The organism is Candidatus Babeliales bacterium, assembly GCA_035288105.1.
In the GTDB taxonomy this organism is placed as follows: domain Bacteria; phylum Babelota; class Babeliae; order Babelales; family Vermiphilaceae; genus SOIL31.
This window is the reverse complement of the sequence record DATEAY010000069.1, coordinates 1-14,498: the sequence shown is the minus strand read 5'-3', so window position 1 is coordinate 14,498 and position 14,498 is coordinate 1. Positions and strand designations below refer to the sequence as shown.

The 14,498-nt window shown below is 37.4% G+C and carries 12 protein-coding genes; 11 read left to right on the top strand and 1 reads right to left on the bottom strand.

The annotated features are described in order from the left end of the window. Positions 1-178: 178 nt before the first annotated feature. A complete protein-coding gene (locus VJJ26_03775) occupies positions 179-1,471 on the top strand; it encodes an APC family permease (protein HLC07281.1) in 1,293 nt (430 codons plus the stop codon). Between the two features lie 136 nt (positions 1,472-1,607). Next, the gene (locus VJJ26_03770) at positions 1,608-1,784 is read left to right on the top strand and encodes a type II toxin-antitoxin system HicB family antitoxin (GenBank protein HLC07280.1); all 177 of its coding nucleotides are present in this window, start codon (positions 1,608-1,610) and stop codon (positions 1,782-1,784) included. Between the two features lie 134 nt (positions 1,785-1,918). On the opposite strand, the gene mraY is transcribed toward VJJ26_03770, so the two are convergent. Beyond that, complete coding sequence (mraY, locus tag VJJ26_03765; GenBank protein ID HLC07279.1) at positions 1,919-2,983, bottom strand: phospho-N-acetylmuramoyl-pentapeptide-transferase; 1,065 nt, start codon at positions 2,981-2,983, stop codon at positions 1,919-1,921. 177 nt (positions 2,984-3,160) lie between these two features. Between mraY and VJJ26_03760 the strand changes: the two genes are divergently transcribed. The 9 genes from VJJ26_03760 to VJJ26_03720 all read left to right on the top strand — a co-directional run. Then, positions 3,161-3,763: a hypothetical protein gene (locus VJJ26_03760; protein ID HLC07278.1), complete on the top strand. Its 603-nt coding sequence runs from the start codon at positions 3,161-3,163 to the stop codon at positions 3,761-3,763. Between the two features lie 106 nt (positions 3,764-3,869). Next, complete coding sequence (gene mnmG / locus VJJ26_03755) at positions 3,870-5,714, top strand: tRNA uridine-5-carboxymethylaminomethyl(34) synthesis enzyme MnmG (GenBank protein HLC07277.1); 1,845 nt, start codon at positions 3,870-3,872, stop codon at positions 5,712-5,714. Positions 5,715-5,835: 121 nt separating this feature from the next. Beyond that, positions 5,836-6,378: a hypothetical protein gene (locus tag VJJ26_03750; GenBank protein HLC07276.1), complete on the top strand. Its 543-nt coding sequence runs from the start codon at positions 5,836-5,838 to the stop codon at positions 6,376-6,378. 136 nt (positions 6,379-6,514) lie between these two features. Further along, positions 6,515-7,285, top strand: a complete 771-nt coding sequence (locus VJJ26_03745; GenBank protein ID HLC07275.1) for a prolipoprotein diacylglyceryl transferase family protein — start codon at positions 6,515-6,517, stop codon at positions 7,283-7,285. A 19-nt stretch (positions 7,286-7,304) separates the two neighbouring features. Then, positions 7,305-8,489 carry a WD40 repeat domain-containing protein gene (locus VJJ26_03740; protein ID HLC07274.1) on the top strand — a complete coding sequence of 395 codons (1,185 nt, stop codon included), beginning with the start codon at positions 7,305-7,307 and terminating at the stop codon, positions 8,487-8,489. A 165-nt stretch (positions 8,490-8,654) separates the two neighbouring features. Next, entirely contained in the window at positions 8,655-9,734 is a 1,080-nt protein-coding gene (locus VJJ26_03735) for a WD40 repeat domain-containing protein (protein HLC07273.1), read from the top strand. 86 nt (positions 9,735-9,820) lie between these two features. After that, complete coding sequence (locus tag VJJ26_03730; protein ID HLC07272.1) at positions 9,821-10,939, top strand: hypothetical protein; 1,119 nt, start codon at positions 9,821-9,823, stop codon at positions 10,937-10,939. A gap of 63 nt (positions 10,940-11,002) precedes the next feature. Beyond that, the gene (gene dnaG / locus VJJ26_03725; GenBank protein HLC07271.1) at positions 11,003-12,766 is read left to right on the top strand and encodes a DNA primase; all 1,764 of its coding nucleotides are present in this window, start codon (positions 11,003-11,005) and stop codon (positions 12,764-12,766) included. 42 nt (positions 12,767-12,808) lie between these two features. Continuing rightward, a partial coding sequence (locus tag VJJ26_03720) for a sigma-70 family RNA polymerase sigma factor (protein HLC07270.1) occupies positions 12,809-14,498 on the top strand: 1,690 nt, incomplete at its 3' end.

Below are 14,498 nucleotides of genomic sequence, written 5' to 3'. Positions count from 1 at the left end.
CGCTAAAGCTACGAAGAACACTCAGGGCGAGCGGATATGAAAACTTCCTCCTTCACATAGAGCTTTTGAAAAACACCGCTAGGACCAACAAAAGAAATAAAATATAAATCCCTCCCCCGCTCGTCCTGAGTGCCCCGAAGGGGTGTATCGAAGGATAGCGAAAGTTAAGGAATAAAAAATGTCCAAAAACAACACCCTCTCACTATGGTCAGCAGTTATCATCAACACAAACATCATCATCGGATCAGGCGTCTTTATTAATACAACAGAGCTAGCAAAACGTGCGGGTTTACTCGGCGGACTTGGTTATGCACTCGTTGGATTGCTCTTGTTTCCTCTCATACTATCTTTCGTAAAACTTTTAGAATTTTACCCAAGCGGTGGTTTTTACTCATTCTGCAGCGCATCACTACATCCGATTGTTGGTTTTATTAACACGTGGTGTTATTTTTTTGCAAAACTGTCATCAGCAACACTATCCATTCACATTTTCACATTATTAGTACAAAAAACATTTCCAACATTTATGTTCATCGATCCTCTTACATTAGATCTCATGATTCTCGCATTACTACTTGGCCTCAATATGCTTAATGTAAGAACAGGAAGCAGAATTCAAGGCTGGGTAATGCTCTTCAAATTATTCCCTCTTTTCTTTGTCATAGCAGCAGGAATCTTCTTTTTACAAGGCAGCAATTTAACACCTATTCATCAAATATGGTCTGGAATTCCCTCATCAATTCCTTTGGTGCTGCACGCACTGCTTGGATTTGAAATAGCATGCGCAATCAGCAGAAACATAGAAAATCCTCGCGTTAATGCTCCACGTGCAATACTTATTTCGTACAGCATTGTGATTGTGTTATTTGTTGCATACCAAACATTTTTTTACGGCGTTCTTGGCGCCAATCTTGCAGCACAAACTGATTACCGTGGTGCATTCCCATTACTTATCAGCAAATTCAATATCAGCGATCAATTCCGTAATATTTTAGGACACTTCATTCACCTTGCAATTGCAACTTCGGCATTAAGTGCCGCGTTTGGGATAATTTACGCAAACATGTGGAACTTATATTCACTTGCAGAATTGCACCACACAATTGCGCCAACACGCATTATGCAACGCAACCGATTTGACATTCCTTTTATCTGCGTACTTGCGCAAGGTGTAATTATGCTTGTGTACCTACTCGTTATGTCTGGTGTACTAACAACATTCCAGCAATTGAGTGCTTTTGGTGCAACTATGACATATACGCTGAGTATCCTAGGATTACTCGCAACGCTGTATCAAAAAAGCGCATCTCTCTTGATACCTATCTTAGGACTTGTTAATTGCGCCATTTTGCTTACCACTTCACTCTATGCTATGTGGATTACCAACAACCCAGTTCCATTACAATTATTTGTAGGTATTATGTTGTGTGGTATAGTGATGTATGCATTGTCAGGAGAATCGAAAAAATAATAAGGAAGCGGCTCAAGAGTACGCATAGCATTAAATGGTATACGAGCAGTATTCCATCGTCCCCATCCAACAAGAGAAACGGATAAAGGCGCCTTGATGTCAGTGCGCAAGTTTTTAGAAAATGCAGGAGTAAAACATGATGAAATATAAAGGCTATTTTGGAGAAGTAACCTACGATGATGAAGCAAAAATATTTCATGGCGAAGTCATTGGGCTCAAAAATATCATTACGTTTCAAGGCAAAAGCGTTAATGAACTTAAACAAGCATTTCAAGACTCAATCAACGATTATTTAGCGTGGTGCGAGTGGTGAACAACCGGAAAAAACATATTCTGGCAAGCTCCACATACGCATGAATCCTAGTCTACACGCACATCTGGCAATCGAGGCAGCACAACTAGGTCTTAGTTTAAATGACCTGGTAAATCAGAAACTTCGCAAGTAGATTACCGCAATTTTAAGGTAATAAGCGTCAACAGACACAAAACAAGAGAAATTATGCCGAAACGTGCAGTAATTCTTGATTCTGGCCATCCCAACAACTCAAAATGATGATGAATAGGCGCCATCTTGAACATTCGCCTACCCAAATAGCGTACAGAAAGCACTTGCAGCATAACCGATACCGTTTCTAGCACAAAAAGACCCCCAGAAATGGCTAACAAGAGCTCTTGTTTAGCCATCAGTGCCATCAAAGCCAATCCTGCACCAAGGGCCAATGACCCCACATCTCCCATAAAAATCTGTGCCGGATAGGTATTATACCATAAAAACCCCAGCGACGCTCCTATTAAAATAGCCCCAATTATGGCAATTTCGGCCGTTCCTGCGAAGGGAATATGAAGATAATGTGCTACACCACAATGACCAGCTAAATAGCAAATAAGGGCAAATGTGGCAAAATTGGGCAATAATGAGCCAATTGCCAGCCCATCCAGGCCATCAGTCAAATTTACGGCATTACTACAGCCTACAATGATAAAAACAGCCCAAGGAACATAAAACCAGCCTAAATCAGGGGTACAATGCTTAAAAAAGGGAAAAATCAGCTCCGTAGAGAAGAAAGTAAGGAAAATAAGGCCCAAAACTACCAAAAGAGCGATTAAAACCTGCAATTTAAACTTTACACCGGAAGAAATGCCCTTGTGAACGCGTATTTTGCTCCAATCGTCCCAAAAACCAAGCATTCCAAAGCCTAAAATACAGAATAAGAAGATCCAAACCTGTGGATTGGTCAAATCACACCATAATAAGGTGTTAATCAGCACTATTGCTAAAATAAACACTCCCCCCATGGTTGGCATGCTATCTTTAGATTTATGACTTTCTGGCGTGAATTCACGCACTTTTGAGCGAAAAAAACGCCTTGAAAGCCCTATAAATTGCTCTCCAAACAGTAAAGAAAACAGTAAAGAGCACAGTAAAGAAGCGACTGCACGCACACTTACATAGTGTACAACGTTAAAAAATGGCCAATAAAACTTCAAATAATGCGATAAATGGTATATCATGCCTTATATCACCGGATTAATAACTAACCAATATATTATGCTCATAATAGTGAAAATAGCGATTAATTCAAGCCTTTTGGGGTGCCTTTGACTACGGGGTCATCCCGGGGTAAACTGGTAGTAAGATCAATAAAGTAGGCCACAATACATAACCTTCCTAAACTAGAAGGAATTCTTATGAAAAACACATCAAAAAAGAGTATTTTAAGTAGAGTAGCATTGCTTGCATCATTGATCATGGTAACGGGTGCGTATGCCCATAATACTGATAATGAAAAAGCCGTAATTAACCTTGATAAATTTATCAGGGCTATTGAAGGCAATATGTCAAAGTTCTTTAACTCATGTAATAAAACTGGTTACAACATATTTGTAATAGAGTTTGAAAAAATATTCCAGGGCTTTAAAAGAACAATTGAACCTGCAACTCGTGGCACTGGTGATGGTTTGACCAAAGAACTCTACGGTATTATTGATTATGCATTACAGCAATTTAATATTGCGTATAACATTATCAAGAAATATAACGGTAAATCATCAAGTGATGCACTTGCGTTCTCAACGGAAATAAAAAGGGACTTTAATACCGAAAAGATCTTTGGTGAGATAATCACTAAGCTAAAAGCACTGAGAACCAAAGCTATTGAAGCTAATGAAACTGTGTTAGCTGATAAGATTCAATTGATTGTTAATGAAATTGAACAGAAAAAGAAAGCGTGGAGTGTAAAACCTGACTACGTTCTCTTTGCGGGATTAAAGGTCCGTATGGATTGTAAGTAACAGTTCTTGCATAGAAAAACACAATAAAGTACACTAAAAAGAAAAAGGTGCGTTTAAAAAGCGCACCTTTTTCTATGAAATCATTCCAAAAAGTTACAAAAAATATATGAATGCACAAATATACGATTTTGACGTTGTTGTTGTAGGCGGCGGGCATGCTGGTATAGAAGCTGCTCATGCTGCTGCAAAACTTGGATCAAAAACCCTTCTGATTACCCTTGATCTGCATAAAATTGGCTTAATGCCCTGCAACCCTGCCATTGGCGGCGTTGGTAAAGGCCATATTGTCTACGACATCAGCGCTCTTGGTGGCCTTATGCCCCGCCTGTGCACCACAACATATCTGCAAGCACGTATGCTCAACACCAAAAAAGGTTCTGCTGTGCAAGGTTTGCGCCTGCAAATAGATAAATTTGCCTACAGCCTGTTAAGCCAAAAAGAACTACAAAAAATGCCTAATCTTACCATGTATGGTGGAACAGCTGAAAACGTTGTCCTTGATGAAGCGGGCAATGTATGTGCAGTAAAGACCGATACTCAAACCTTTACCACTCCTACGGTAATCTTAACAACCGGAACATTCTTGAATGGTCTGTGTCATATTGGTGAAAAGAACTTCTCTGCAGGCCGGCGTGACGAAAAAGCAGTAACCGGACTTTCGCAGTTTCTGAAAAGAGCTGGTTTGCGCCTTGGAAGACTCAAAACAGGTACACCTCCACGTTTACTCAAAGAAAGCCTTGATTTTTCTAAGATGGAATATCAAGAACCAGATAGCTTACATTATTTGTTTGAATTCTATCCAATCAAAGTACACAGTTCACATGCGTGTTACATTACTCATACTAATAAAAACACTCATGCAGTAATCAAAAACAATTTGCATCGTTCCGCAATGTATAACGGTAATATTTCTGGTATTGGCCCACGTTACTGCCCTTCTATAGAAGACAAAATTCATCGATTTGCTGGCAAAACATCTCATCATGTATTTGTTGAGCCAGAAGGCGCTGATTCTGATGAAATTTATCCAAACGGTATTTCTACATCATTGCCGCTTGAAGTACAAGAACAATACATCAGAACAATTCCTGGCTTTGAAAATGCAATAATTACCAAAGCTGGTTACGCAGTGGAATATGATTTTGTGTACCCAAATCAATTGCATACAACGCTGGAAGTTACCACCGTTCCTGGCCTTTTTCTTGCAGGACAAATCAATGGCACAACTGGATACGAAGAAGCAGCAGGACAGGGAATTATAGCCGGCATCAATGCACACCAAAAAGCTGCACATAAACCACCATTTATTCTGGATCGCACCGAAAGTTATATTGGTGTAATGATTGATGATCTTGTAAGCATGAGTGTTGATGAACCATATCGTATGTTCACCTCTCGCGCTGAACGCAGATTGCTGTTGCGCCAAGACAATTCATTTTTACGTTTGACGGAACGTGCATATAATTTGGGAATGATTGATCAGCAATTATATGATGATTTTATTGCAGAAAAAATAAGCGTAGAAAAAGCTTTAGAAGAGTTGCGTAGCAAAAAGAACAGCACAGACTTACTACGTCTTTTTGGACAAGATGACTGCGATAAAGAAAAACTTTTGGATTATATTTCAACGCCACTATCAGAACGTGCATTGCAAATAGTTCACTCGGAAATACGCTACGAACCATATATTATGCGTGAAAAACAAGAAATTAAAAAAACGGAAAATTTTAAAAATCTAGTAATTCCTGCGCAATTTAATTATTTTGATATGCCAGGACTATCAAAAGAGTTACAACAAAAATTAACTAAGTATAAACCACAATCAATTGCGCATGCTGCACTCATTCCGGGTATGACACCTGCAGCACTATCGTTACTGGTTTTTAGGGTGAGAAATAAAGTTCCGCTATCCTTCGATACACCCCTACGGGGTACTCAGGACGAGCGGTAGAAAAAGAGAGAATAAAGAATAATTAAAATTAGAAGGCAAAATTTTCCCCTCCGCTCATCCTGAGTGTTTCTACTCCTGTAAAAAAGTATCGAAGGACAGCGGAAAATAAAAAAGGAATCCAATGTTCACCTATCTTTTTTTACTTGCAGCAGCTGCAACATCATCAGAATTACCAACAACCGATCTAACAGCTATAGAAGCATCCTCCTTCGCTGAAGCTACGGCGGACATGCAAGAAATACAAGAACTTGTCGCAATTTTTACACAAGAAGAAACTGCGCCAGAAACTTTCACGGCAGCAACACTCGAGCCAACTCCAACGTTAGTTGCGCTAGCAACATCTCCTATCACAATCACCAATGCAATTGAACCAAGCATGCTTGCATACAAACATTGGACGGGTACATATAGTCCTGAAACATTCACTGTTGCTGTAAATGGCACAGAAGTTGAACAGGGTAAAGCATGTGAAATACCTGCAGGAACTACCGCTGTTGAAGTTCAATATAAATATTCCTTTATGAGTGGAATGCGTACTGGTGGAAAAAAAATATCATATCAACTCAATGAAAATGTTACGCAAGCAAACATCACCTTTAATTGGAAAGATGATTGGCGCGTAATCGTTGATAATGGTAAAGCGATTAAGGAAATAAATGCATAAATATAATCCTCAATTCCATTTTTTTCTTTTTGGGGTCCCCATATGAAACGAAGTGAAATATGGGGTATAAAAGATGATTGGAGAGTTATTGTTGATAATGGTAAGACGTTAAAAGAAGAAGTAGTCACGTAAAAACATGAAACTAAACTTCGCCCCAGAATTGTTGCACCTCTACGGCCCACTTGGCATTCAAAGTTATGGTTTTTTTATTATGCTTGGCATACTCGTAACAGTATGGGCCATACGCCGCGATAAACGTTTTACCTTGCTCAATCTTGAACCTGTTTACATAAACATCATTATAGTCAGTGTTATTGCAGGATGCATTGGTGGAAGATTGTTAGAAATTATATCAGAACCTCATGCATACAAACATTGGTATGATTGGTTTGCATTGTGGCATGGTGGTTTTTCTGCTCTTGGAGCAATTTGCGGCGTTATTATCATAACACCAATGTATTTAAAAAAAATTAATGTACCAATCTTACCAACGTGTGATCTTGTTGCAATCTATGCACCATTATTACAATCAATTGCGCGCTTGGGATGTTTTACAGCAGGATGCTGTTACGGCATACCAACAAACAGCATTTTTGGCGTTATATATACTAACCCAAACACACTTGCCGTATATGGCATTCCTATTCACCCAACACAACTGTATAGCTCAGCACTGCTTTTTATCATTTTTCTTTTTATGTATTGTATCGGTCAACGTATTTTTAAAAAAACCGGTGAACTTTTTGCCGTGTATCTTATGTTCGCTGTACTCGAACGTTTTTTTGTTGATTTTTGGAGGGCAGACCGCATTATGATCAATACGTATGTATCATTTCATCAAACGGTCGCTCTGATTATTTTTATAATTATTTTTGTTCAGCAATGCTCTTATTATTACAAAAAATAAAATTAACGAAGCCTACGCAATGCAAAAAAAAATTTACTTTTTGGTAACATTCTTTTGCATGTTCCTATCTTCAGCATGCAATGCAATGGACACAAAGCCAACAATCCTGATGTCCATACAATCTATAAAAAAACCTCATTGCGGATATTTTCTGAATGAAAAAGAAATTATCATCAGCGGTAAAAATGGATGCACTATTTTTAATACAGAAACAAAGCAAGAGGAAAAAGTAGGCAATCTCACTTCTCCATTTCTTACAGTACATCCAAACAAGGAACTTTTTGCTCTGTCCGATAGTAACACAGTAACAATTTACGACACGAAAAAACGCACGCAAGAATGGACACATAATAATAATAATAACAATAATGATTTTCCGTGGAATATCATTGCATCTATTTTTAGCCCTTTGGACGATACCATTTTTTTGTTGTATGGAAGTTGTATAGCTGTACAGCACTATAACTATAAAAATAATCAAAGCCACACGAAGGTTTATGGCTATGGGCAAACTACCCCAATGATTTCATTCCATCCAACAGAAAAATACATGTGTCACGTAACAAATCAAGGACATAGCACCTTCTTTTACAATATGAATTTCGTCGCCACATCTGACGAAAAATATAGCAATGTGTGCCAAGGCGAACATATATTTTCTCAATTTAGTCCCAATGGATCATTGCTTGTAAGCGGCAACAAAGAAGGTTTTTCTATTGGAAACGGAAGTGGTCCAACAACAGATAATATGTTTTTTGAACAAGAAAAAAATAAAACATTACAAGAAGTTGTCTTTCACCCAAATGGTGATTTTATTATAACTCTTTCGCAACCAGACAACGTTATAAATTATTGGGATATAAATCTTGGAAAATCATATAGCAATGTTGCTCTTGGCATATCTTTACAACCTACCGTAACTATTGTTTGTTCACCGTCTGCTGACAATCCATCTACAGAGCATAGGCATATGTGCCGCTATCTTTCATGTGATCCGAACGGAGAACGGCTACTTGTTGTTCTTGCCAACGAATGCGTTGTGCTCCCTGTGCCTCTTGAAGTAATGTGTCACGATGGCACAAAAAATAGATGTACTTTTGCATCCCTTGTGCTATGCAATTATCTCTATAACAAACACGATAGGCTCCCACAAGATGTCATATGCTTACTCTTATCCAAGTTAATTGCAATCTCTAAACGATAAAAACATTTGAGAAAGCATCATTTTAAATCAAGAGAATAACTCTTCTTTACGTGATAAATGCAGATACGGTCGGTCTGATAGAATTACTATCTATCCATTGCGACTATCATCACTACTTTGTTATTTTTGGCATATATAGGAAATATTGCAAAATAGAGTGATACCATGAAATATTGGTCTATTCTTTTTATAATGCATACTTTTGCGATACCTTCATTATGTTCAGCTATGGATTGTCTGGCAGAAATAACATATATTCCAAATCCAACATGTGTTGCCTTTCTTGATGATTACCGTGTTGTCATAGGAGGAGATAGATGCATCACTCTCAATCTTATAAATGCAAAAACTAGGCAACTTGATCCAACTCAAATATTCCATATTACTCTTTCCAATGATGGAACAAGATTTGCCCTATCAAGTAGAAAAAAATTGGCAATATTCAGCACATTTACAGAGAAACAACGATGGAAACAAAAACCACTTACAGAAGGTAGCGCAATTGTTTTTAGCCCAACAGGTTCATCTCTCTTTGCGTATTTTCCAGGAAAACTTACATCGTACAATTGGTTTGATAAAGAACTAGAAACACACGGCGTTCAATCATTTACCCAATTTCCAACCGTACTCATCTCATGCCATCCAACAGAAAAAAAATTATTGTATCCAAGTTCTGCAAATACACTTTCAACAATAGATCCTGATAATGACTATGCGATTGAAAAAGTCTGTACAACAAAAGATCCGGTTATTGCTGGCACATATGGTCCCGATGGCAACATAATCGCTGTCAACAACCATTACAGAGGATGCTGCTTATATAATCCTAAAACCAAGTATTGCTGTAATTTACTCTTGAATATCTATGAAAATATTGTTGGCATAGCATTTCATAAAAGCCGTCCCATTCTTGTAGTACTTATTGATAATAATGCCATACAATATTGGAATTATCGTACAAATGCACTTATCGCCACTCGTACGGGTACCACAGATCCACAGGATTGGATTGACTACCCATATTTAACACAACGTCTTGCTTTTTCCCCCAATGGAGAAAAATTGATCGTAGCTCTTAAAAATAAATGTCTTGTTCTTCAAGTCCCAAAAAATAATATTATTATGCTTTATCGGCTTCTTAAGCACCATGGAATACTTCCAGAAATTATAAAACTCATATTATACAAGCTCGCTCTCTTCTTTAAATTTCATCAAATCAATTTTGCTGAACTCATAAAAACATAATCGGCACACTTTATTTTTACACAAAAAAAAACATGTTATACTGCTCTACAATTTCAACACCCACAATTGAAAGCTATAAAAATTCTATGAAAAAGCTTCTGTACACCTTTATTATCGGCCCTCTTATTGTTGCATCGTCACTGAACCGCACAATGGATCGTAAAACAACAATAGAAGGTGTAAACACTGTAGCATTTATTAGCAATGACACTCTTGTGGTAGGAAGTATAGCAGGCGCTTATCTATGCAAACATACAAATCAAGGACCAATAACCCCGCTCAATAAAACACCGACTTACAACATAATTACCGATCTGCCCCAAAAAAAAATTGGACTTCTCTGCAAAAACTTTTTTTTAGTGTACAACACAGAAACAAAACAAAAAACCAAGTCATACCTGATCCCGAATGGAAATAGTTATTCAGCCGCTTTCAGCTCGATAGATAATACCAATTTTATATGTCAAAACGAACAACTCATGGGTGATTCATCGGTTACACCTCCATTTACAGGAGCTAACAATTATTTTGGTGTTGCATGCCATCCCACAAAAAAACACATCTTATATCCATGTAGCAACACAACACTATTGGAAAAAGCACTAGATAATTGCTCAACTACCTGCTACTGCCCAACAATTGATACTCCTGTTTACCCTCGCCATTCTGACTACATTCCTGATAGTATCCGCTCTGCTCTTTACAGCCCTGATGGCACCCATATTGCCATACTCACTGATAAAAAAAATATCTTTATATATAATCCTGCAACTAAAAAAACCAACCCTGTTGTTCTCAATTGCTCTTGTATCAATATGGCCTTTATTCCACACAGCTCTCTCATAGGATTATTATGCGTCTGCAACTCGATACATTTTGTTGATTGTAAAATACCAAAAAAAATTGCTCAAATCGACTCTCTTGTCCCTAAAGGCACTTCATTAACACAAAACATTCTTATCAACACTCTTGATTTTTCTCCTAATGGCACCCAATATGCGGCAGTCGTAAATCATAAATGTTTTATAGACGATATTCCTCCTAACGCAATGTCTGTCGTGACAAAAGGTAAAATTCTTTCTATTTACTACCTCTTAAAAAAATACTCCTACCAAAATCACTATTTTCTACCATTAGAAGTCATACAGCTATTTATACAAAAATTATTTGATTTAAAGGATAAAGGAGCTGATTTTATTGCGTAAGATCGCCGACACGTTACACTGATATTTATAATGTAAACAATTACAAACCAAGTAAACACCTACATGAATCTATTTAGCTTTATCAAAGAACGTGTCTCAATTCTTGACGTAATTAATGAATACGTCACGCTCAAAAAAGCTGGCGGATATCACAAAGGCACCTGTCCGTTTCACCACGAAAAAACGGCATCATTTACCGTAAGCCCCGATAAACAAATATTTTATTGCTTTGGCTGCCACCTTTCTGGAGATGTCATTTCTTTTATCGCAAGAGTGGAAAACTGTTCACAAAAAGATGCTGCAAAACTGTTAGCAGAAAAATACAACCTCGAACTCCCCCAAAACCTTTCATTTGAAGCATCAGAAAAAAATACCGAAGACAAAAATCACTACTTTGCTGTGTGCAAAGCAGTAGCTCTGTGGTGTCATGAGCAGTTACTTAAAAATTCATCTGCTCAGTCTTATTTTCAACAACGTGGTTTTGGTACAGAAAATTTTAATTATTTTACGCTCGGCTATTTTCCAAGCGGAAACGCCAGCATCAGTGATTTACTCTACTCAATGAAGCGCCAATCAATTTTAGCGCGCGATTTGGTCGATGCGCACATTTTAGCAGAAGGTCGCACCACACTCTATTCACCCTTTGAAGAGCGATTAATTTTCCCCATCAAAGATGCTTTGGGTAGATATTGCGGATTTGGTGGTCGCACTTTTAAAGACCATGATACACGACCCAAATATTATAATTCTCGTGAAAATGAATATTTTATCAAAGGTTCGCTGCTGTTTAACCTTGATAAAGCAAAAAAAAGCATCCAAGAAACAGGCAAAATATTTCTTGTTGAAGGTTATACCGATTGCATGGCAATGACACAACAGGGATTATTCAATACCGTTGCAACACTTGGAACCGCCTGCACGGTAGAACATCTTAAACAATTAGCACGCTATTCTGAACATATTTTTGTAGTATACGACAGTGACAATGCCGGCAAATTGGCAATTTTGCGACTGACCGAATTGTGTTGGCACGTCAATCTTGAATTAAAAGTTATTATGTTACCACCCGGAGAAGATCCGGCATCATTTTTAAGCAATAAGGGTGACTTTGACGCTCTGATTATCCAAGCACAGGACATTTTTCACTTCTTCCTGAACACTCTGGGACACAACTTTGTCGGCAAACCGCTCAACCAGAAAATTCAAACTGCCCGTTCTTTTTTAACAGTAATTGCCGCCATCAGCGATCCCCTTAAAAAAGATATCTTGTTACAAAAAGCCGCCAAAACATTTGATATTCCCTTTCAGTCGCTCAAACAGGAGCTTGATCGTATCCATGAAAAAACGGCACTTATTGCTCCAGAACAACCCATATCTGATGCTGTATCTCAGGTCGAACCCATATCATTGCTAGAAAAACGAATCTTTTGTGCTATAATGAACAATATGCGGTTGTTTAATGGGGAAAGCAGACTTCAACTCATCAAGTATTTACCATCTCCCTTGGGTGATATTCTTATGCAACTAAAGGAACTTAAAGGAAAAACTGAATCAGTTACCTTTGGTTATTTTTTTGATACACTGAATGAACATGACAAACAATACATAAGCAAACTACTCCTTGAAGAGGATGAAATAGTAGATACCGCTGCCTTTGATAAACTTCTTGAGCAATTACAAAAGAAACAGTGGAAAATTATTGTTCGCAATATAAAAGCACAATTAACACAGGCAAAACAAGAAGGTGATGCCAACAAAGTCGCTCTTATATTGCGTGATTTTATGGAGCTCCAGAACAAGTTGATTGCTGCTCCACAACAAAAATAACCTCTAACAGCAACCATAATAAAAAAATATGGCGGGGAAAAAATGACCAAGGCTAAACCTACTGCTAAGAAAACTGTCAAAAAGACAACCAATAATATTGATTTACATAAAGAAATCATCGAAGAGTTTATTGAGAAGTGTAAACTCAGCGGCTTGTTAAGCTACGAAGAACTTATTGCTTTTGGCGATAAAAACAACGTAACTGATGCAGAGGTTACTGATATATTACGTGTTCTTGAAAAAGAAAATGTTGAACTTGTTACTCAAGAAGAACTTGAAACTGACGATCTGAAAAAAGATGATCTTGAAGAACTCGAGCCTTCACGCTTAAAACTCAAAACAAAACTTGAAACATTTGGTCTGGAATCAGGAGAGTTTGAGGAAGAGGAAGAAGAAGAGGAAGAAGAGGAAGAAGAAGGCGAAATTAAACGTGAAACTGAATCAAGCGTTGCCGACAGTGTCAAATCCTACTTGCGTGACATTGGAAAAATACCTCTTTTAAATAAAAAAACTGAAACAACAATTGCTGATCAAATTTCTCAAAGTAAAAACAATAGCATTGAGGCTATTTCCCGATTTCCATTTCTCCATAAGGAATTTGTTCTTATGGGTGAAAAACTTGAAAAAAATATTCTTAATTTAAAAGACATTATTCAGTTCTCTGAATTTGATGAAGACAACATCCCAAAGGTTGAAGAAGAAAAACGTAGCTTGTTGCAAACAATAGCAACGGTAAATAGTCTTATTGAAAATGAAGAGAAAATCTATCACACATACCGCAGCCAATTAGCCGACCCCAAGAAAAAGAAAGAAATGCTTGATGCGGTCAAAGCAAACAAAGAAAAAATTGGTGAAACAATTCGCACAATCAGATTTTCTAACAAACTGATTAGAAAATTCTGCAAAAGAATTGAAAAATACATTGGTAAATTCAATGAAAAAGAAACAGTTGCTCAGGCTTCTAATGCTCAATTAAAAGAATTTCAAAATATTGAAACACTCACTCCAACTCAAAAAAATGAAATGGAAGAACTTGAATCTTCTATGCGAGCTGCAACAAAAACACTCAAAAAGCTTGAAGTAGAAATTGGTTTACCAAAACATCTTATTTTAAACTACTACAACCAACTCGTGTTAGGTCAAAAGCAAGATAAAATAGCAAAAGACAACCTTGCTAAAGCAAACTTGCGACTTGTTGTTAACATTGCTAAAAAATACGTCAACCGCGGATTGCACTTTTTAGATCTTATTCAAGAAGGTAACATTGGTTTGATGAAAGCAGTTGAAAAGTTTGAATTTGAACGTGGTTACAAATTTTCTACCTATGCAACATGGTGGATTCGTCAAGCAATTACGCGTGCTATTGCTGATCAATCACGAACAATTCGTGTTCCTGTCCATATGGTTGAAACGTTGAACAAGATCAACAAAATCAAAAGAACATTCATACAAGAAAACGGTCGCGAACCAACATACGCTGAACTTGCAAAAGAACTTAATCTTGATGAGAAAAAGATTAAAAACATCATCAAAATTTCAAAAGAGCCAATATCACTTGAAACTCCTGTTGGCGATAGCGAAGATGCGTATATCAAAGACTTTATTGAAAATGATAAAGAATCTTCACCTGCAGATACCGTTGCAAGCTCAGATCTAAAAGATCGTGTTCGTGAAGTATTAAAAACACTCACTCCCCGCGAAGAAAAAGTACTCAAAATGCGTTTTGGTATTG